Genomic DNA, 19387 nt, shown 5'->3' on the forward strand with positions numbered 1-19387 from the left:
GCAGTAGGGGAGGGGCGGGCTCAGAGGCCGGCCCAGGCTTCGACTTCCTCGACGAAGTGGTGCACGTCCAGGTAGCGGTTGTAGAGCGGGGTAGGCGAGATGCGGATAACGTCCGGTTCGCGCCAGTCACCGAGTACGCCGATGCCGCGCAGGTGTTCGAACAGTGCGCGGCCACGCTCGCGGCCGCCGATTACCCGCAGCGAGAGCTGGCAGCCACGGCGCTGCGGATCGGCCGGGGTGATGATGTCCAGCACGTTGGACAGGCGCGCGCGCACCAGCGCTTCAAGCATGCCGGTCAGCGCCAGCGACTTGCTGCGCAGTGCGTCCATGCCAGCGCGTTCGAACAGGTCCAGCGAAGCCCGCAGCGGCGCCAGGCCAAGAATCGGTGGATTGCTCAACTGCCAGCCTTCAGCACCGATGGCCGGAACGAACTGCGGCGCCATCTGGAAGCGGGTGGCTTCATCGTGGCCCCACCAGCCGGCAAAACGGGGCAGGGTGGTATCTCGATGGTGGCGTTCGTGCACAAAGGCGCCGGCGACTGCGCCGGGGCCGCTGTTGAGATACTTGTAGTGGCACCACACGGCGAAATCGGGAGCGACGTCATGCAGGCGCAGCGGCAGGTTGCCTACCGAGTGCGCCAGGTCGAAGCCGATGCGTGCGCCCTGCAGGCGGGCGGCGCGGGTGATCGCATCCAGGTCGAAGGCCTGGCCGGTGCGGTACTGCACGCCCGGCCACAACACCAGCGCCAGGCGCGGGCCGTGTTCAGCGATGGCGCGTTCGATCGCGGTCAGCGAGATCGTGCCGTTGGCCTCATCCGGCTGCACTTCCACCAGGCAATCTGCCGGGTCGAAGCCATGGAAGCGGATCTGCGCTTCCACCGCATGGCGATCGGTCGGGAATGCGCCGGCTTCCATCAGGATGACCGGCCGGTCTGCCGTGGGCCGGTAGAAGCTGACCATCATCAGGTGCAGGTTCACGCTCAGCGTGTTCATCGCCACCACTTCGCTGGGCAGCGCGCCGACCACACGGGCCAGCTGCGCGCTCACCAGGCGGTGGTAGGACAGCCACTGCGTCGGGCCGGTGAAGTGGCCTTCCACGGCCAGCTCGCCCCACTGCTTCATCACCTCCTGCACCGCCGCCTGCGCACCGCGCGGCTGCAGGCCCAGCGAGTTGCCGACGAAGTAGGTCTGCTCACCGCCGCCGTGGCGCGGAATCAGGAACTCATTGCGCAGCGGACGCAGCGGATCGGCGGCGTCCAGGGCGATGGCGTGGGTGCGGTTGAGCAGGTCGGACATGGTTGGCAACAGGCTGCAACGGGGCTGCCAGTGTAGCGCCTGGGGCATGCGCGGTGCCGCGCGGCGCGCTCGCCGGGCATGGCCCGGCGCTACCCGGAGGCCACGCACATCGGTAGCGCCGGGCCATGCCCGGCGGGTGTGTCCGTAATCGCCATCCCGGTGGAAACGTTCAGCCCATCGCTGGTGCCGGCAACGGGTCCACGTGCCCACACTGGCTGCAGGTGCGCAATTCCACGCTGGCCTGATACCTGGCAAAGACCTTCGGCAGGTCGGTCTCGATGTTCTGCAGCGTGAAGTACTCTTCGTACAGCTTGTGGTTGCAGTGCTCACAATGCCAGATCACGCCATCGCGTTCGTGAGCCAGGCGCTTGCGCTCCACCACCAGGCCGATCCCGCCCGGCGGTCGCCGCGGCGAATGCGGCACTTTGGCCGGCAGCAGGAAGATCTCGCCGGCGCGGATGGGGATGTCGCGCACCGCGCCATCCTCCTGCACTTTCAGCACCATCTCGCCCTCGAGCTGGTAGAACCACTCCGGACCTTCATCGTAGTGGTAGTCGGTGCGCGAGTTCGGCCCGCCGACCACCATCACGATGAAATCGCCGTTGTCGATCATCTTGTTGCCCACCGGCGGCTTCAGCAGGTGGCGGTGTTCTTCGATCCAGGCGTGCAGGTTGATCGGCGAGGCGAGCATGGTCGTGGTCCGTAGGGAGGTCAGTCGCGCCGGCCCTGGCGCGGGACGAAGGACAGTGCGTTCTCATAGGCCTGCTTCAGCTCTTCCGGTGCGCCGACGTCGATGCCCATTTCGCTTACCCGGCCGTCCTTCAGGCTGTAGACCCAGCCGTGCACCATCAGCTTCTGGCCGCGGGCCCAGGCGTCCTCGACGATGGTCGAGCGGCACAGGTTGGCAACCTGCTCGATCACGTTCAGTTCGCACAGGCGGGCGTGCTTGAGCTCGTCATCGTCGATCGCATCCAGGATGCCCTGGTGCTTCTGCACCACATCGCCGACATGGCGCAGCCAGTTGTCGGCCAGGCCGACGCGGGTGTTGTGCAGGCAGGCGTGCACGCCGCCGCAGCCGTAGTGGCCGACAACGAGGATGTGCTTCACCTTCAGCTGGTCCACCGCGTACTGCACCACGCTCAGGCAGTTCAGGTCGCTGTGCGCGACCACGTTGGCGACGTTGCGGTGCACGAATACTTCGCCCGGCGCCATGCCGATGATCTGGTTGGCCGGCACGCGCGAGTCGGAGCAGCCGATCCACAGGTATTCGGGGTGCTGCTGCTTGGCCAGCTGGTGGAAGAATTCCGGATCTTCCTGGGCGACACGGTCGGCCCAGTCACGGTTGTTCTGCAGCAGGCGGCGGATGTCTTTCATGTGCGGTATCCCTGGCGTCGGGTGGGGGGCAAGGCGCGGCCGTGCGGGTCGCGCCGTCGCAGGAAGCGGAGGCGTTCAGGTGCCGGTGGCGTGCTGTTCGCGGTGCCAGCGCATCCACTGCGCCAGTTCCTGGGAGGACGGGGTGGCGAGTGCGTCCAGCGCAGTGATCACGGCGCGCTGGTTGGCCTCGGGATGGTTCTGGCTGAGTTTCAGCTTCAGCTGCACCTGTTCGACCTGGAAGCGGAAACCGACGATGGCGCGCAGTTCCGGGCCATGTTCGGCGCGGCTGGGATCGAACTGCCAGCCTTGGCCGACGCTGGCTTCGAAACGGTCGCTGATCGCGCCGACCAGCTCAGACAGTGCATCGGTATCGTCGAATGTCTGCAGCTGGCCGCGCAGTTCCGCCGCCGCGTAGTTCCAGGTGGGCACCCGCGCGGCGGGCTCCTTGTCCGGGTACCAGCTGGCCGAGACGTAGCCGTGCGGTCCATCGACCAGCACTTTGGCCGCGCCGTTGTGGCGCGATTGCGGATTGGCGCGGGCCCAGTGGCCACGCAGTTCGATGCGTTCGGCGTCGCGCTGGTACAGCACCGGTATCCGGGTCAGTTCCGGCAGGCCGTCGCTGCCAGTGGTAAGCAGGGTGACGAACGGGTCGCGCGCCAGCAGGCGGTCCAGCCAGAGCAGTTCGGTCTCGGCGAAGGTGCGCGGGGTGAACATGCCCGGGTCAGGCGCGTCCGCCCAGCGACTGCACCATGCGGCCGCGCAGGCTGTCATCGCTGCCGGCCTGCGGCGGTTGCACTTCGTGCAGGCTGAAGCCGCGCACCAGCGCGTCTTCTTCGTCCAGTCCGTCGTACTCGACGAATTCGGCATCGAACAGCTGCGAACGGGCGGTGTCTTCGCTGTCATAGCTCAGCGTGTTGCCATCGCTGTCCAGCACTTCGGCGGTGCCTGCTTCGCGCACGCGCAGGCGGGCCCAGATGAGGGTGTTGCCGAGGCTGGCCAGCCACCAGCTGTCGCGGGTATTGGAAAGGTCATTCATGGGTGTGTTACCAGAGCGAGGCCAGCCAGAGCAGGGCGGCCATGCCCAGTCCGGCCAGCAGGGTCAGCAGCGATACCCAGGCCGGCGTCGCCAGCCCGGACAGCGAACGGTCCGGCTGCTGGCGGTAGTCTCGGCGCAGCAGCCAGGCCAGGGCATCGGGCTTGAGGAAGGCGCCGCTGCCGAAGCGCGCGGCGAGCGCCGGATGGCGGTCGCGCACGTGCACCAGGGTCAGCGGCCAGAAGATCACGAAGGCACTGAACCCGGCCACTGCAACGCCGACGAAACAGAGGGCGAAGAACAGGGTCATGGGGGCAGTACCTCCGTGGTCGTGTGCAGTGGCTTAGAAGTCCGCGCTGCCCGGGGCGCGCGGGTAGGGGATCGCATCGCGGATGTTGGACAGGCCGCAGACGTAGACCACCAGGCGCTCGAAGCCCAGGCCGAAGCCGGCATGCGGCACCGAACCGTAGCGGCGGAAATCGCGGTACCAGCTGTAGTGTTCACGATCCAGGCCGAACTGGGCCATGCGCGCGTCCAGCACATCCAGGCGCTCTTCGCGCTGGCTGCCGCCGATGATCTCGCCGATGCCCGGGGCCAGCACGTCCATCGCGGCAACGGTCTTGCCGTCGTCGTTCAGGCGCATGTAGAAGGCCTTGATGTGCTCCGGATAGTTGGTCACCACCACCGGGCGGCCGACGTGTTCCTCGGTCAGCCAGCGCTCGTGTTCGGTCTGCAGGTCCAGGCCCCATTCGACCGGGAAGTCGAACTTCTTGCCGGACTTCTGCAGCAGGGTGACCGCATCGGTGTAGTCGATGCGCTCGAACGGCGCATTGATGAAGTCTTCCAGCTTGGTGATCGCGTTCTTGTCCACGCGCTCGGCGATGAAGGCCAGGTCGTCGCTGCGCTCGTTCAGCACCGCGCGGAACAGGTACTTCAGGAACTCTTCGGCCAGGCGCGCGTCTTCGGCCAGGTCGGCGAAGGCGATTTCCGGCTCGATCATCCAGAACTCCGCCAGGTGGCGGGTGGTATGGCTGTTCTCGGCACGGAAGGTCGGGCCGAAGGTGTAGACCTTGCTCAGCGCCAGGCAGTAGGCCTCGACGTTCAGCTGGCCGGACACGGTCAGGAAGGTTTCCTTGCCGAAGAAGTCGCGGCTGAAATCGATCGCGCCCTTCTCGTCACGCGGCAGGTTCACCATGTCCAGGGTGGACACGCGGAACATCTGGCCGGCGCCTTCGGCATCGGAGGTGGTGATGATCGGGGTGCTGATCCAGTTGAAGCCGTTCTCGTGGAAGAAACGGTGCACGGCCTGGGCCAGGCAGTTGCGGATGCGGGTGACCGCGCCGAACAGGTTGGTGCGCGGGCGCAGGTGTGCCACTTCGCGCAGGAACTCCGGCGACATCGGCTTGGGCTGGATCGGGTAGGTGAGCGGGTCTTCGACCCAGCCGACCACTTCCAGCGCACTGGCCTGGATCTCGAACGACTGGCCCTTGCCCTGCGACTTCACCAGGGTGCCGGTGGCGATGACCGAGCAGCCGCTGGTCAGGCGCTTGATTTCGTCGAAGTTGGCCAGGCTGTCGCCGGCCACGACCTGGATCGGGGCGAAGCAGGAGCCGTCGCTCACATTCACGAAAGCCAGATTCGCTGAACCGCGCACCGTGCGCACCCATCCGCGTACCGTGACTTCGCCGCCTTCCGGGATCTTCCCGGCAAGCGCATGTTCAACGCTGACCACCGTCATGACTTGAATCCTCTGCTGATCGACTCGATCTGTGAACACGGGAGTTTACCGGTTGCAGCGTTCCGCTTGCGAGGCATTTTTCGCAGCCCAAGGCTCCTTATAATGTCCCCGTACCTTTGGAGTAGCCCCATGGCCGTCAGCCTGACCCCCATTGCCTTCGAGCGCGTGCAGCGCTTTGTCGCCCAGACCCCGGGTGCGCTGGGCCTGCGTTTCGGTGTGACCAAGACCGGCTGCTCGGGCTGGGGCCACGTGACCGACCTGGCCCGCGATGAGCGCGAGGGCGATACCGTGTTCGACCAGGAGGGCGTGAAGATCTACGTGGACGCCAGGAGCCTGGCGCTGGTGGACGGCACCGTGATTGATTTCGGCAAGCACGGCCTGAGCGAGACCTTCACGTTCAGCAACCCCAATGCCACCGCCGAGTGCGGATGCGGCGAGAGCTTCACCACCGACGCCGACAAGGCCTGAGGAATAGCGGGGCCTGGCCCCGCTTTGGTAGCTGCCGACCTTGGTCGGCACGGCGTTGTGGTTCCGCCGGACATGGCCCGGCGCTACCGGGGTCGGCACGTCACGGTTCAGGTTGTCACCTTGCCGCTAGGTTGCCCATCCCGCCCAATCTGCGCCATAATGCGCGGCTTCCTGCCTTCCTGGCGGGAATCCTTGCCCCACCGCGGTCTCAACGGCGGGGGGCTGTCCGGCCGCAAGGCCACATCCGAAAGGTAGAAAAAACATGAGTCGTCATTACGAAATCGTGTTCATGGTCCACCCGGACCAGAGCGAGCAGGTCCCGGCCATGATCGAGCGCTACAAGTCGCTGGTCGAGAACGGCAACGGCACCATCCACCGTCTGGAAGACTGGGGCCGCCGCCAGCTGGCGTACCCGATCCAGAACCTGGTGAAGGCGCACTACGTGCTGCTGAACATCGAAGCCGACCAGGCCGTGCTGAACGAACTGACCGAAAGCTTCCGCTTCAACGACGCCGTGCTGCGCAACCTGGTCATCAAGCGTGACGAGGCTGACACCGAGCAGTCGCTGATCATGAAGAGCAAGGACGAGAAGGGCGACAAGCCCGAGCGTGGTGAGCGTCGTCGTCGTGATGACGAAGAAGGCGAAACCACCCCCGCCGCTGACAACGATGCCGGCGACGACGCCGCTTCGGCCGCCTAAGGAGCACTGACATGTCCAAGTTCTTCCGTCGCCGCAAGTTCTGCAAGTTCACGGCCGAAGGTGTCAAGGAGATCGACTACAAGGATCTCAACACCCTGCGCCAGTACCTGACCGAGAACGGCAAGATCGTGCCGAGCCGCGTCACCGGTACCAAGTCGAAGTACCAGCGTCAGCTGGCGACCGCCGTCAAGCGCGCTCGCTTCCTGGCCCTGATTCCGTACACCGACAACCACGACGTCTGATGCCGGCGGGGCGGCCACGTGCCGCCCCCGCTGTGCCAGCTATTCGGACAGCCTTTGTTGCGGGGCCATCGCCTCGCTAACGAATAACTTATCTGGAGCAATACTATGCAGCTGATCCTTCTGCAGAAAGTCACCAACCTCGGCAACCTGGGCGACCTGGTCGACGTGAAGCCGGGCTACGGCCGTAACTTCCTCGTGCCGCAGGGCAAGGCCGTTCCGGCCACCGAGAGCAACAAGGCCGAGTTCGAAGCCAAGCGCGCCGAATACGAAGCCAAGGCACAGTCGATCCACGCCGACGCTGAAGGCCGCAAGGCCAAGCTGGAAGGCGCGAGCGTGACCATCGCCGCCAACGCTTCGACCGAAGGCAAGCTGTACGGCTCGGTCGGCGCGCGCGAAATCGCCGATGCCTTCACCGCTGCCGGCCTGGAGCTGAGCAAGAGCGAAGTCATCTTGGGCGAAGGCGCCTTCCGCAACATCGGTGAGTACGACGTCCTGGTGCACCTGCACGCAGACGTGGAAACCACCGTCAAGGTTGTGGTCGAAGCCGAAAAGGCCTGATCCCACGCCGAAAGGCCTGGTATCACTGCAGAACGGGCGCCCGCGAGGGTGCCCGTTTTGTTTTGGGGGGTGCCGGTCCGATCGCTGCGGGCCATGCACGGCCGGATTCGTGCCTGCGCCATGTTCCACGCCCATTCGTAGAACACGGCCACATCGGTATACTCAGGACGTCACACCCGTTCCACGGCCGGCGATCCCAGCAGGATCAATGACTTGGAGGGTAAGCAGGCCGCTTGCCGGCCCCTGTCCGGAACCCCTATGCGTCTTTCCACGATCAAACTGTCCGGCTTCAAGTCGTTCGTCGATCCAACCACCCTGCACCTGCCGACCAACATGACCGGCGTAGTGGGACCCAATGGCTGCGGCAAGTCGAACATCATCGACGCCGTGCGCTGGGTCATGGGTGAGAGTTCGGCCAGCCGCCTGCGCGGCGACTCGCTGACCGACGTGATCTTCTCCGGCTCCAACGCCCGCAAGCCGGTTTCGCAGGCGACCGTCGAACTGATCTTCGACAACTCCGATCACACGATCTCGGGCGAGTACGCCTCGTTCAACGAGATCTCGGTCAAGCGCACGGTCAGCCGCGACGGCACCAGCAACTACTATCTCAACGGCACCAAGTGCCGTCGCCGCGACATCACCGACCTGTTCCTCGGCACCGGCCTGGGCCCGCGCAGCTACTCGATCATCGAGCAGGGCATGATCAGCCAGATCATCGAGGCGCGCCCGGAGGACCTGCGCGTGTACCTGGAAGAGGCCGCTGGCATCTCCAAGTACAAGGAGCGGCGCAAGGAAACCGAAACCCGCATCCGCCATACCCGCGAGAACCTTGACCGCCTGGGCGACCTGCGCGACGAGATCAGCAAGCAGCTGGAGCACCTCAAGCGCCAGGCCCGGCAGGCCGAGCAGTACCAGGCACTGCAGGAAGAGCGCCGGGTCAAGGATGCCGAGTGGAAGGCGCTGGAGTTCCGTGGTCTCGACGGTCGGCTGTCGAAGCTGCGCGAAGGGCTGTCGCAGGAAGAGACCAGACTGCAGCAGCTGATCGCCGACCAGCGCGATGCCGAGGCCCGCATCGAGACCTCGCGCGTACGCCGCGAAGAGGCCGCCGACGCTCTCAATTCGGCGCAGGCCGCGGTTTATCAGGTGGGCAGCACGCTGGCCCGCGTGGAACAGCAGATCCAGCACCAGCGGGAGCTGTCGCAGCGCCTGCACAAGGCGCGTGATGAAACCCGCCAGGCACTGGCCGAGCTGGGCCAGCACATCAGTGGTGACGAATCCAAACTGAGCGTGCTGCGCGAAGCAGTGGACACCGCCACGCCGCAGTTGGAAGAGGCGCTGGAAGAAAACGAGATCAAGCAGGAAAGCCTGCGCGAGGCCGAAGACCGGCTCGCCAGCTGGCAACAGCGCTGGGAACAGCACACCTCGCAGAGTTCGGAAGCCTCACGCGCCGGCGATGTCGAGCGTACCCGCGTGGACTACCTGGACAAGCAGGTCCTTGACGCCGACCGGCGCCGCGAGGCCTTGGCCGCCGAGCGCGCCGGGCTGGACGTGGACGCGCTGGAGGAAGCCTTCGAGCAGCTGCATCTGCAGCACGATACGCAGAAGACCGCGCTGGATGAGCTGGGCGAGGACGTCGAGCACCGCAAGCAGGGCGTAGCCGCCGTGCAGGAACAGCAGCGCAACGGCCAGAACGAACTGGCCGAACTGCGCAAGCAGGCCAACGGCCTGCGTGGCCGCCTGGCTTCGCTGGAAACCCTGCAGCAGGCCGCACTGGGCCAGGAGCAGGGTGCGGCCGTGGCCTGGCTGAAGGCACGTGGGCTGGATTCGGCGGCACGTGTCGGCGAACGCCTGGACGTGGATGCTGGCTGGGAAAATGCGGTGGAAAGCGCGCTCGGCCAATTGATCGAAGGCGTGCTGGTCGATGACCCGGGCAGCCTGGTCGAAGCGCTGGGCGAACTCGGCGAGGGTCACATCGCACTGGTCGCCAATGGTGGTGCCGAGCTGAAGGTCGCGCCGACCTCGCTGGCCGCGCGCGTGCGGGGCCCGGCGGCGATCCGTCGGCTGCTTGCGCATCTGCATGGCGCCAAGGATCTTGCCGAGGCCAAGGCACTGCAGGCCGGCCTGCCCGAGGGCGATTCGATCATCACCCAGGGCGGCGAGCGCCTGGGCCGGGGCTGGCTGCGCGTGTCGCGCTCCGGTGCGGCCCAGCAGGGCGCGTTGCTGCGCGAACGCGAGATCAATGAGCTGCGCGAGCAGATCGAGCAACTGCAGGACCGCGAGGCCGAGCTTGAAGAGCAGCTGTCCGGATTCCGCGAGCAGCTGCTGTCCGCTGAGCAGCAGCGCGAAGACGCGCAGCGTGCGCTGTACCAGGCGCACCGTGCGGTGTCCGAGCTGGCCGGCCAATTGCAGGGCCAGCAGGGCAAGGTGGAGGCGGCGCGTACCCGCATCGACCGCATCGAAGGCGAACTGAAGCAGCTGCAGGAAACGTTGGAGGCCAACAACGCGCAGGCGCGTGAAGCACGTTCGCGGTTGGAGAACGCGGTCAGCAGCATGGGCGACCTGGAATCGACCCGGCAGCGGCTGGAGGGCGAGCGCCGCCAGCTGACCGAGGCCCGCGACCTGGCCCGCGACGCCGCGCGTGCGGTGCGCGAGCGTTCGCATTCCCTGGCGCTGACGCTGGAATCGCAGCGTGCGCAGCTGGCGTCGCTCACCCAGGCATTGGAGCGCATGGGCACCCAGCGAGGGCAGCTCGATTCACGCCTCGGTGAACTGCATTCGCAACTGGATGAAGGCGATTCGCCGGTCGAGTCGCTGCAGGCCGAACATCAGAATGCGCTGGAAGAGCGTGTGCGGGCCGACCGCGTGCTGACCGAGGCGCGTACGCTGCTGGATGGCATCGACGCCGAGCTGCGGCATTACGAGCAGACCCGCCACCAGCGCGACGAACAGGCGTTGGCCCAGCGCGAGCGTATTTCCCAGCGCAAGCTGGATCAGCAGGCGCTGGTGCTCAGTGCCGAGACCCTGCAGGGCGCAGTGGAAAAGGCCGGTTTCGTGCTCCAGGACGTGCTCAACGCGCTGCCTGAAGACGTGCGCCTGGGCGATTGGGAGCAGGCCGTGCACCAGATCGACGGGCGCATGCGGCGGCTGGAGCCGGTCAATCTGGCCGCCATCCACGAATACGGAGAGGCCTCGCAGCGTTCGGAGTATCTGGATGCCCAGCATGTGGACCTGACCACCGCGCTGGAAACCCTGGAAGACGCCATCCGCAAGATCGACCGCGAGACCCGCGGCCGCTTCAAGGACACCTTCGACCGCGTCAATGCCGGCGTGCAGGCGCTGTATCCGCGCCTGTTCGGTGGCGGCCACGCTTACCTGGAATTGACCGGTGAAGACCTGCTCGACACCGGCGTGACCATCATGGCGCGCCCACCCGGCAAGCGCGTGTCCAGCATCTCGCTGTTGTCCGGTGGCGAGAAGGCGATGACCGCGGTGGCGCTGGTGTTCGCCATCTTCCAGCTCAACCCTGCGCCGTTCTGCCTGCTGGATGAGGTGGACGCACCGCTGGATGAAGCCAACGTCGGCCGCCTGGCCAACATGGTCAAGGAAATGAGCGAAAAGGTGCAGTTCCTGTTCGTCAGCCACAACAAGGCGACGATGGAGGCTGCGCACCAGCTGTCGGGCGTGACCATGCGCGAGCCGGGCGTCAGCCGCCTGGTCAGCGTGGACCTGGAAGAGGCCGCGCGATTGGCGGGCGCGGCCTGACGTGCCATCCTAATTACCTGAATGAACTAGCCGGAGAACCTATCGAATGTCCGACACGGCACTGTTGCGCATCGGCATCCTGGCCGCCGGCCTGCTGTTGATCGCCGCGATCTTCCTGTTTGGCCGTCCGAAGAAAAAGCCCCAGGGGCGCCGCGTGGAAGGCGCGGAACCGACCAGCGGCGAGCGCCGCGAACCGGTGCTGGGCGAAGACGGCGTCACCGTGGCCGAGGGCCGCCTCGAACCAGGCATGGCCGGGGAGGGCGAGCAGGCCGAACTGGGCCTGGACGGCACCGACCCCGGTGCGGCCAGCGACCTCGGCAAGCGCGCCAGCCAGGATTTCGACAAGATCGTCTCGCTGTTCGTGGCCGCTCGCGCCGGCGAGCAGCTGCGTGGCGAGGATATCGTGGTGGCAGCCGAGAAGACCGGCCTGGTGTTTGGCCATATGAACGTGTTCCACCGCCTGGTGGAAGGCCACCCCGAGCGCGGCCCGATCTTCTCGATGGCCAGCATCATGAAGCCGGGCAGCTTCGACATGGCCAACATCCGTGCCATGGAAACCCCGGCCATCGCGTTCTTCCTGACCCTGCCAGCGCCGCTGACTGCGTTGGATGCCTGGGAGAAGATGCTGCCGACCGTGCAGCGCATGGCCGAGCTGCTCGACGGCGTGGTGCTGGATGACAGTCGCAATGCCCTGGGCCGCCAGCGCATTGCGCACATCCGCGACGAACTGCGTGCCTACGACCGCCAGCACCAGGCGCCGCCGTTGACCAAGACCCCGCGCTGGTAAGTGCGGCATGCCTTGGCGTGCCGACCAACGGTCGGCACCCACCCTGGTAGATCCACGCCATGCGTGGATGGGATCAGGCCGTTACGCCGGCCACCTTCGCGAACGCAGTGCGGAATGCCGTCATCTCGTCTTCGGTGCCCACGGTCACGCGTACACGCTGCGGCCAGATCGGCCAGCTGCGGCCGATCACCACGCCGTTGTCTGCCATCGCCTTGGCAAAGGCCGCGCCATCGCGCTGCACATCCACCACGAAGCAGTTGGCCTCTGATGGCAGGCAGCTGAAACCACGTTTGCCCAGCCAGGCGATGGTGCTCTGCCGTGCTCTGGCATTCTGCAGGCGCCGCTGCGGGATCAGCTGCGGGTCGCGCAGGCTCGCCAGTGCCGCCGCCAATGCCGGCACCGGCAGCGGGTTGTCGCCCAGGCTGGCCAGCTCACGCAGTCGCTCAGGATGGGCGGCCGCTACGCCCAGGCGCAGGCCGGCCATGCCGTACAGCTTGGAGAACGTGCGCAGCACGATCAGGTCGTCGCGCTGCGTGACCTGCGCGATCAGGCTGGGCTGCTCGCTGTACTGCAGATAGGCCTCATCCACCAGCACGCGGGTGGCTGCGGGCTTGTGGGCCAGCAGCCAGGCGAGCTCGTCCGGTGGACTGATCGAACCGGTCGGATTGTTCGGATTGCACACATACAGCAGGCCGGTGGGGCGTGCATGCGCGGCGGCCACCATCGCGCGCAGGTCATGCGCGCCGTCATCGCGCAGCGGCACCTTCTGTACCTGCGCACCGTGCGCGGCCGCGACCTCGCCCAGCGTCTCAAAGGTCGGGTCGGCCACCACCAGGCCGGCCTGCGGGCCGGTCCACACGATGGCAGCACGATTGAGCGGCTCGCTGGAACCGGGGTACAGGCGCACGTGGCCGGCCGGAATGCGGGCCTGCGCGATGAAGGCATCGCGTACCTGTGCGGCCAGCGCGAAGCGGTAGCGGCCGCAACCGGCGATGCTGTCGCGGGCGGCCTGCTGCGCTGCAGGCGAGGGGCCATAGGGGCATTCGTTGAAGTTCAGCAGCACTGCGCCGTCCCCGGGCGCCGGTGCAGTGGCGGCCGCAGGCTGCGCCAGGCCGAGCCGGGGCAGGCTGCTACCGGTGACGGCGAGGCCGGCACCGGCCAGTTGCAGGAAGCGTCGACGGGAAGCAGGCAGGGTCACAGGCAGGACTCAAAAAGGGCGGCCAAGGCACGCTAGCGCTGGAGGTGGCGCGCGGCAAGCTCGCCGTTTGTGGAGGCGAGCCATGCTCGACTCTGCAAGGGCGGGGCGTTACAGGGCCTGGCGCCCGGGCGCGGTAGAATCCCCGGCCATCCCAGAAGCACCCGATCCCGATGAGCCCCAGCCCCGCCGAACGCGCCGAAGACCTTCGCCGGCAGATCGCCCAGGCCAACCACGCCTACCATGAGCTGGATGCGCCGGAGATCCCCGACGTCGACTACGACCGGATGGTGCGCGAGCTGGAAGCACTGGAGCGCGAGCATCCGGAACTGGCGCGCGCCGACAGCCCGACCCAGCAGGTCGGTGCGCGTCCATCCGGTCGCTTCGCCGAGGTGCGCCATGCGGTGCCGATGCTGTCGCTGTCCAATGCCTTCAGTGACGAGGAAGTGGCTGATTTCGTGCGCCGCATCGACGAGCGCCTCGGCCGTCGCAGCCTGCAGTTCTCGGCCGAACCGAAAATGGACGGCCTGGCGATCAGCCTGCGTTACGAAGAGGGCCATTTCGTGTTGGGCGCGACCCGGGGCGATGGCAGTACTGGCGAGGACGTGACGGCCAACCTGCGCGAGATCGGCGACATTCCCAAGCGTCTGCACGGCAAGGACTGGCCGGACGTGCTGGAAGTGCGCGGCGAGGTCTACATGGCCCGCGCCGACTTCGAGGCCTACAACGAACGTGCGCGCCTGCAGGGCGGCAAGGTGCTGGCCAATCCGCGCAACGGCGCGGCCGGATCGCTGCGCCAGCTCGATCCGAAGATCAGTGCGCAGCGCAGGCTGAGCTTCTTCGCGTATGGCACCGGCGAAGTGCAGGGCGGCGAGCTGCCCGATACCCATTCGGGCACGCTGGCGCAGCTCGGTGCCTGGGGCTTCCCGGTCAGTGCACTGTGCAAAGTGGTGGAAGGTACTGATGGCCTGCTCGGTTATTACCGTGATATCGGTCAGCGCCGCGACGACCTGCCGTTCGATATCGACGGCGTGGTCTACAAGCTGGACGACCGTGCCGGGCAGCAGGCGATGGGTTTCGTCTCGCGTGCCCCACGTTGGGCGATCGCGCACAAGTTCCCGGCGCAGGAACAGAGCACCACGGTGGAGGCGATCGAGATCCAGATCGGCCGTACTGGTGCGGCCACCCCGGTCGCGCGGCTGGCGCCAGTGGCGGTGGCCGGCGTGATCGTCTCCAATGCGACCCTGCACAACGCCGACCAGATCGCGCGGCTGGACGTGCGCGTTGGCGACAACGTGATCGTACGGCGTGCCGGCGATGTGATCCCGGAAGTGGTCAGCGTCATCCTCGACCGCCGCCCGCAGGGCACCACACCGTGGCAGATGCCGACGCGCTGTCCGGTGTGTGGCTCGGAGATCGTGCGCGAGGAAGGCGCGGCCGCGTGGCGTTGTTCGGGCGAGCTGTCCTGTCCGGCGCAACGCAAGGAGGCCATCGCGCATTTCGCCTCGCGTCGCGCGATGGACATCGACGGCCTGGGTGACAAGTACATCGAGACCCTGGTCGATGCCGGCATCGTCAAGAGCGTGGCCGACCTGTACCGGCTCAACCGCGACCAACTGCTGCACCTGAAGTTGGTGTTGGATGCCGAAGACCCTTCGGCGCTGGCCGCTGCGCTGAAACTGCACCTGCCCGCCGAAGGCAGTGGTGCGGTGCTCAACGCGGTGCTCAAGCTGGACGGCAACGATCCGGGCTGGCGCGCGCAGGCGCTGGGGCAGCCGGCCCGCTTCGAATGGAACACGAAGAAGATCGCCACCAAGTGGGCCGACAACCTGATCGCGGCGATCGACGCCAGCCGTGCCGCCACACTGGAGCGCCTGCTGTTCGCACTCGGCATCGAACACGTGGGCGAGAGCACCGCCAAGGCGCTGGCGCAGTGGTTCGGTGACCTGGAACTGATCCGCCACCTGCCGTGGCCGCTGTTCAAGCGCGTGCCCGACATCGGCGGTGAAGTGGCGCGTTCGCTCGGCCACTTCTTCGAACAGCAGGGCAACCAGCAGGCCATCGACGACCTGCTGCAGGTCGGCCAGGTGCGCATCAGTGATGTGCACGCGCCCAGCGCCAGGCTGCGCGAGGGCCTTGATCTGGCGCAGCTGCTGGTCGAATCGGAAATTCCCGGCATTACCCGCCTGCGCGCGGAGAAGCTGGTGGCCGTGCTTCCGGGTGCGCAGGCGGTGCTCGATGCCGAGCATGGCCAATTCGTCAACGCCGGCCTGCCCGATGACACCGCGCGTGGTCTGGCCGAGTGGCTGGACGCCGATGGCCACGGCGCGATGCTGTTGGCGGCCGAGAAGGCGATGAAGCTGCTGCTGGCCAAGGCGCCGGCGCTGGCCGAGATCGTCGCCGGTCCGCTGGACGGGCAGACCGTGGTGCTGACCGGCACCCTGGCCCAGCTGACCCGCGATGCCGCCAAGGAGCGCCTGGAGGCACTGGGCGCCAAGGTCTCGGGCAGCGTCTCGAAGAAGACCAGCTTCGTGGTGGCCGGTACCGAGGCCGGCTCCAAACTGGACAAGGCGCAGTCGCTGGGCGTGCCGGTGTGGGATGAGGACCGTTTGCTGGCCTATCTCGCCGAACACGAATGATGACCCCGCCGGGTGCCGTCGCACCCGGCATGAAGCACAAAAGGAACACCGATGCAGACCGCTCCGCTGGATTTCCGCCTGGCCACGCGTGCCGACGAGGAACTGTTGATCGCGTTGATGCGCGAGTTCTATGCCGAAGACAAGATCGATTTCGATGACGCACGCGTGCGTCGCGGCGTCGATGCACTGCTGGTCGATCCGCGCAATGGCGAAGTGCTGCTGTGGCTGGATGAGGTTGGCGAGGTGGTGGGCTACGCGGTGATCGCGATGGGCTTCAGCCTGGAGCAGGGCGGCCATTTCATGCTGCTCGATGAGCTGTACCTGGCCCATCGCGCGCGCGGTCGTGGGCGCGGCAAGCAGGCCCTGGCCATCTGCGAGCAACGTGCGCGCGGCCGTGGCGTCAGCCGCCTGCGGCTGGAAGTGAACCATCACAACGAGCTGGCCCGTCGCCTGTACCTGGCCAGCGGCTACATCGATGACACCCGCGACCTGCTGACCCTGCCGCTGGACCATCCGCGCCCGGAGGGCATCCTGTGAGCGCGGATCTGCTGCGCACATTGCAGCAGCGCGCTGCGCTCAACACGCTGGTACGCGGCTTCTTTGCCGAGCGCGATGTGCTGGAAGTGGAAACGCCGATCCTGTCGGTGGCCGGCAATACCGAGCCGAACATCGACAGCTTCCATACGGATTTCACCGGGCATGTCGATGCAGGTGGACGCCGCCGCTGGCTGCGTACCTCGCCGGAGTATCCGCTCAAGCGCCTGCTCGCCGCCGGTGTTGGCGACTGTTATGAACTGGGCCGGGTATTCCGCAATGGTGAGGCCGGTGGCCGCCACAACCCGGAATTCACCCTGCTGGAGTGGTACCGCGTCGGCTGGGATCACCATCGCCTGGTGCAGGAAACCGCCGCGCTGGTCGGCCAGGCGCTGGCCCTGGTCGGACGCAACGCGACCCTGCAGGTCGTGAGTTATCGCGAACTGTTCCAGCAGCACGTGGGCGTGGACCCCTTCGACGCCGACGAGACTGCGCTACGTGCCGCACTCGGCGAGGTGCACATCGATCCGGTGGGACTGACCCGTGACGACTGGCTGGATCTGTTGATGACCCACCGCATCCAGCCGCATTTCGATGATGCGGTCATGACCGTGGTCCACGATTGGCCGGCCAGCCAGGCGGCGTTGGCGCGTATCCGCCCCGGCACGCCGCCGCTGGCCGAACGTTTCGAGCTGTACCTGGGGTCGGTGGAGCTGGCCAATGGCTATCACGAACTGAATGACGCGCAGGAGCAGCGTGCACGCTTCCAGCGTGACCAGCAGCGTCGGCATGAACGCGGACAGGTGCAGCCGGCGCTGGATGAGGCGTTGCTGGCGGCACTGCCAGCGCTGCCGGCGTGTGCGGGCGTTGCGGTGGGCATCGATCGTCTGCTGATGGCGATGAACCGCACGCCCCGCATTGCCGATGTGCTGGCGTTCGACTTCGCCCACGCCTGAGCGTCGCGTTTCTGAACATCGAAGACTGAACGGATTGCCGGTTTTACGCGCTTGCGTCGGTAAGCAGGATGATGCTCTTATCACGGCCAATGCCGGACACTGGCATGCAGTTCATCCATTCCTGTCGGGGAAGGCTTTGGTCAAGTGGTTCGCGGTCGTTGCTGCACCGGTGTACTCCATTGCGCTCTGGGGTGCCTGGCTGCCGTCATCAGCGTCGGCCCAGTCCGTGGGTTATGACGGTGAAGTTGTGACGTGCGAATCGCGTGACATGGGCTGGGTGCACTGCGATATCGACGTTGCCAACGGCGTCGACCTGGTGCGCCAGTTGTCCAGCAACAGCTGCATCCGCGGCAGCGAGTGGGGTACCGACCGCAGTGGCGTGTGGGTCACGCTGGGCTGCCGTGCTGAATTCCGCGCCCGTCGCGCGGCGGGTGCGAGCGTGCCGGTCGACGGCACTGGCAAGCGCCTGGTCCGCCGCGTGGTGCGTTGTGAATCCAATGGGCGCCCGCAGAGCTGCCCGGTCCGCCTCGATGGCGCCCCCGTGCGACTGCTGCGCCAGCTCTCGGTACTGCCGTGCCGCGAAGGGCAGGGGTGGGGCTACAAGCGCAATGAAGTCTGGACCAGTCGTGGCTGCCAGGGGGACTTCGAAGTGGCCGATGATGACGGCCGTTTCGTCGACATGCCGCGTCGCCTGACCTGTGAATCGAAGTCGAAGAAACGGCGCTTCTGCGGTGCCAGCATCTCCGTGGGTGCGGTGGTGTCCGAGCAGTTGTCCAGCACGCCATGCGAGGAAGGCAGCACCTGGGGCTGGAGCCGCAACGGGATCTGGGTGGACGGCGGCTGCCGCGCCGAATTCTCGGTGAATTGAGCCCTAGCAGGCTCCAACCCTGCAGGAGGTGGCCCTACAATGGGCCCATGAACACTGCCTCCGACATCGACTACGCCCGCTACGACCACATCCGCCCGATCCTGTGGACCGGCGATGCCCTGCAACTGCTGGACCAGCGCAAGCTGCCGTTCGTGGTCGAGCACGTGGCCTGCCATGACAGTGACGAGGTTGCCGCCGCCATCCACGCGCTGACCGTGCGTGGCGCGCCGGCCATCGGCATTGCCGCCGCCTGGGGTGTGGTGCTGGCCGCGCGTGATCTGCAGGCCGCCGACGGCGCGCACGCCCTGCAGCAGCTGGAGCCGGCCCTGCAGCGCCTGAACGCCTCGCGCCCGACCGCGGTGAACCTGGCCTGGGCACTGGCGCGCATGCGCCGTTGCCTGACGGTCGCCGGCCCCGATTGGAAGGCGCTGCTGGAAGCCGAGGCGCAGGCCATCGCCGAGGAAGACCTGGCCGCCAACCGTCACATGGGGGCGCTGGGCGCAGGCCTGATCGACGCCGGAAGCGGCGTGCTGACCCACTGCAACACCGGATCGCTGGCCACCGCCGGCTTCGGTACCGCGCTGGGCGTGATCCGTGCCGGCATGGCCCAGCACCGCATTGCCCGCGTGTTCGCCGGCGAAACCCGGCCGTGGCTGCAGGGCGCACGCCTGACCGTGTGGGAGCTGCAGCAGGACGGCATCGATGCCACCCTGATCGCCGATTCGGCCGCCTCGCACCTGATGAAGACCGGTGCCGTGCAGTGGGTGATCGTGGGCGCGGACCGCATCTGCGCCAATGGCGATACCGCCAACAAGATCGGCACCTATCAGCTGGCCATCGCCGCCCGCCATCACGGCGTGAGGTTCATGGTCGTGGCGCCGTCCTCGACGGTGGACATGGACACTGTCGACGGCAGCCAGATCGAGATCGAGCAGCGTGACCCGGGCGAGCTGTACGGCGTGGGCGGGACCCGCACCGTAGCCGAGGGCATCGCGGCCTGGAACCCGGTGTTCGACGTCACCCCGGGCGAGCTGATCGACGCCATCGTGACCGAACGCGGCGTGATCCTGAACCCGACCGTCGAGAACATGCGCGCCGCCTTCGGTGGCTGAGGCACGCGGGGTCGGATCCCTTTCCGCAGGAAAGGGCTCTGACCCCAGCCCTCGGTAGTGCCGGTCGCCTGCCGGCAGCCTTTCCCTAAGTTCCTGATTTGTGCCGGTAAAATCCCCGTAAAGGGA

At 66.8% G+C, this 19387-nt stretch carries 19 protein-coding genes; 11 read left to right on the plus strand and 8 right to left on the minus strand.

Annotated features, from left to right (window positions below):
- Nucleotides 1-20 precede the first annotated feature (20 nt).
- From kynU to asnS, 7 genes are all read right to left on the minus strand, one after another.
- On the minus strand, nucleotides 21-1295 hold the full coding sequence (kynU, locus tag ABH900_RS14550) for a kynureninase (protein ID WP_429623745.1): 1275 nt from the start codon (nucleotides 1293-1295) through the stop codon (nucleotides 21-23).
- A 169-nt stretch (nucleotides 1296-1464) separates the two neighbouring features.
- A complete protein-coding gene (locus tag ABH900_RS14555) occupies nucleotides 1465-1986 on the minus strand; it encodes a 3-hydroxyanthranilate 3,4-dioxygenase (RefSeq protein WP_429623747.1) in 522 nt (173 codons plus the stop codon).
- 20 nt (nucleotides 1987-2006) lie between these two features.
- Complete coding sequence (gene can, locus ABH900_RS14560; RefSeq protein WP_429623749.1) at nucleotides 2007-2669, minus strand: carbonate dehydratase; 663 nt, start codon at nucleotides 2667-2669, stop codon at nucleotides 2007-2009.
- A 75-nt stretch (nucleotides 2670-2744) separates the two neighbouring features.
- A complete protein-coding gene (locus ABH900_RS14565; protein WP_429623751.1) occupies nucleotides 2745-3383 on the minus strand; it encodes an FMN-binding negative transcriptional regulator in 639 nt (212 codons plus the stop codon).
- Nucleotides 3384-3390: 7 nt separating this feature from the next.
- The gene (locus ABH900_RS14570) at nucleotides 3391-3705 is read right to left on the minus strand and encodes a hypothetical protein (protein ID WP_429623753.1); all 315 of its coding nucleotides are present in this window, start codon (nucleotides 3703-3705) and stop codon (nucleotides 3391-3393) included.
- Nucleotides 3706-3712: 7 nt separating this feature from the next.
- Nucleotides 3713-4012 (minus strand): hypothetical protein, encoded by a 300-nt coding sequence (locus ABH900_RS14575; protein WP_005410232.1) that lies wholly within the window; start codon nucleotides 4010-4012, stop codon nucleotides 3713-3715.
- Nucleotides 4013-4045: 33 nt separating this feature from the next.
- Nucleotides 4046-5440: an asparagine--tRNA ligase gene (asnS, locus tag ABH900_RS14580; protein ID WP_429623755.1), complete on the minus strand. Its 1395-nt coding sequence runs from the start codon at nucleotides 5438-5440 to the stop codon at nucleotides 4046-4048.
- Between the two features lie 129 nt (nucleotides 5441-5569).
- Between asnS and ABH900_RS14585 the strand changes: the two genes are divergently transcribed.
- From ABH900_RS14585 to zipA, 6 genes are all read left to right on the plus strand, one after another.
- Entirely contained in the window at nucleotides 5570-5908 is a 339-nt protein-coding gene (locus ABH900_RS14585) for a HesB/IscA family protein (protein ID WP_429623757.1), read from the plus strand.
- 262 nt (nucleotides 5909-6170) lie between these two features.
- Entirely contained in the window at nucleotides 6171-6608 is a 438-nt protein-coding gene (rpsF, locus tag ABH900_RS14590; RefSeq protein ID WP_006376493.1) for a 30S ribosomal protein S6, read from the plus strand.
- A gap of 11 nt (nucleotides 6609-6619) precedes the next feature.
- On the plus strand, nucleotides 6620-6850 hold the full coding sequence (rpsR, locus tag ABH900_RS14595) for a 30S ribosomal protein S18 (protein ID WP_002804494.1): 231 nt from the start codon (nucleotides 6620-6622) through the stop codon (nucleotides 6848-6850).
- A 105-nt stretch (nucleotides 6851-6955) separates the two neighbouring features.
- Nucleotides 6956-7408, plus strand: coding sequence for a 50S ribosomal protein L9 (gene rplI / locus ABH900_RS14600; protein WP_429623759.1), 453 nt, complete (start codon nucleotides 6956-6958; stop codon nucleotides 7406-7408).
- Between the two features lie 258 nt (nucleotides 7409-7666).
- The gene (gene smc, locus ABH900_RS14605) at nucleotides 7667-11170 is read left to right on the plus strand and encodes a chromosome segregation protein SMC (RefSeq protein WP_429623761.1); all 3504 of its coding nucleotides are present in this window, start codon (nucleotides 7667-7669) and stop codon (nucleotides 11168-11170) included.
- Nucleotides 11171-11216: 46 nt separating this feature from the next.
- Nucleotides 11217-11957: a cell division protein ZipA gene (zipA, locus tag ABH900_RS14610; RefSeq protein WP_429623763.1), complete on the plus strand. Its 741-nt coding sequence runs from the start codon at nucleotides 11217-11219 to the stop codon at nucleotides 11955-11957.
- Nucleotides 11958-12030: 73 nt separating this feature from the next.
- On the opposite strand, the gene ABH900_RS14615 is transcribed toward zipA, so the two are convergent.
- Nucleotides 12031-13155: a pyridoxal phosphate-dependent aminotransferase gene (locus tag ABH900_RS14615; protein ID WP_429623765.1), complete on the minus strand. Its 1125-nt coding sequence runs from the start codon at nucleotides 13153-13155 to the stop codon at nucleotides 12031-12033.
- 164 nt (nucleotides 13156-13319) lie between these two features.
- Here ABH900_RS14615 and ligA point away from each other — a divergent pair, with 164 nt between their 5' ends.
- From ligA to mtnA, 5 genes are all read left to right on the plus strand, one after another.
- Nucleotides 13320-15791, plus strand: a complete 2472-nt coding sequence (gene ligA, locus ABH900_RS14620; protein ID WP_429623958.1) for an NAD-dependent DNA ligase LigA — start codon at nucleotides 13320-13322, stop codon at nucleotides 15789-15791.
- Nucleotides 15792-15842: 51 nt separating this feature from the next.
- Nucleotides 15843-16328 (plus strand): N-acetyltransferase family protein, encoded by a 486-nt coding sequence (locus ABH900_RS14625; protein WP_429623767.1) that lies wholly within the window; start codon nucleotides 15843-15845, stop codon nucleotides 16326-16328.
- Complete coding sequence (gene epmA / locus ABH900_RS14630) at nucleotides 16325-17281, plus strand: EF-P lysine aminoacylase EpmA (RefSeq protein WP_429623769.1); 957 nt, start codon at nucleotides 16325-16327, stop codon at nucleotides 17279-17281. The genes ABH900_RS14625 and epmA overlap by 4 nt, the downstream gene beginning before the upstream one ends.
- Nucleotides 17282-17417: 136 nt before the next feature.
- Nucleotides 17418-18149: a DUF3011 domain-containing protein gene (locus ABH900_RS14635; RefSeq protein ID WP_429623770.1), complete on the plus strand. Its 732-nt coding sequence runs from the start codon at nucleotides 17418-17420 to the stop codon at nucleotides 18147-18149.
- Between the two features lie 47 nt (nucleotides 18150-18196).
- Entirely contained in the window at nucleotides 18197-19261 is a 1065-nt protein-coding gene (gene mtnA, locus ABH900_RS14640; RefSeq protein ID WP_429623772.1) for an S-methyl-5-thioribose-1-phosphate isomerase, read from the plus strand.
- Nucleotides 19262-19387: the final 126 nt, after the last annotated feature.

Origin of the sequence: Stenotrophomonas sp. AN71 (assembly GCF_050435725.1) — a bacterium.
Lineage (GTDB): Bacteria > Pseudomonadota > Gammaproteobacteria > Xanthomonadales > Xanthomonadaceae > Stenotrophomonas.

Bases quoted from the DNA above. Each gene is read 5' to 3' on its own strand.
- smc (WP_429623761.1), top strand. From the start codon at position 7,667: ATGCGTCTTTCCACGATCAAACTGTCCGGCTTCAAGTCGTTCGTCGAT.
- ABH900_RS14625 (WP_429623767.1), top strand. From the start codon at position 15,843: ATGCAGACCGCTCCGCTGGATTTCCGCCTGGCCACGCGTGCCGACGAG.
- can (WP_429623749.1), bottom strand. From the start codon at position 2,669: ATGAAAGACATCCGCCGCCTGCTGCAGAACAACCGTGACTGGGCCGAC.
- kynU (WP_429623745.1), bottom strand. From the start codon at position 1,295: ATGTCCGACCTGCTCAACCGCACCCACGCCATCGCCCTGGACGCCGCC.
- ABH900_RS14570 (WP_429623753.1), bottom strand. From the start codon at position 3,705: ATGAATGACCTTTCCAATACCCGCGACAGCTGGTGGCTGGCCAGCCTC.
- ABH900_RS14585 (WP_429623757.1), top strand. From the start codon at position 5,570: ATGGCCGTCAGCCTGACCCCCATTGCCTTCGAGCGCGTGCAGCGCTTT.
- rpsF (WP_006376493.1), top strand. From the start codon at position 6,171: ATGAGTCGTCATTACGAAATCGTGTTCATGGTCCACCCGGACCAGAGC.
- mtnA (WP_429623772.1), top strand. From the start codon at position 18,197: ATGAACACTGCCTCCGACATCGACTACGCCCGCTACGACCACATCCGC.
- ABH900_RS14555 (WP_429623747.1), bottom strand. From the start codon at position 1,986: ATGCTCGCCTCGCCGATCAACCTGCACGCCTGGATCGAAGAACACCGC.
- ABH900_RS14575 (WP_005410232.1), bottom strand. From the start codon at position 4,012: ATGACCCTGTTCTTCGCCCTCTGTTTCGTCGGCGTTGCAGTGGCCGGG.
- rpsR (WP_002804494.1), top strand. From the start codon at position 6,620: ATGTCCAAGTTCTTCCGTCGCCGCAAGTTCTGCAAGTTCACGGCCGAA.
- zipA (WP_429623763.1), top strand. From the start codon at position 11,217: ATGTCCGACACGGCACTGTTGCGCATCGGCATCCTGGCCGCCGGCCTG.
- asnS (WP_429623755.1), bottom strand. From the start codon at position 5,440: ATGACGGTGGTCAGCGTTGAACATGCGCTTGCCGGGAAGATCCCGGAA.
- rplI (WP_429623759.1), top strand. From the start codon at position 6,956: ATGCAGCTGATCCTTCTGCAGAAAGTCACCAACCTCGGCAACCTGGGC.
- ABH900_RS14565 (WP_429623751.1), bottom strand. From the start codon at position 3,383: ATGTTCACCCCGCGCACCTTCGCCGAGACCGAACTGCTCTGGCTGGAC.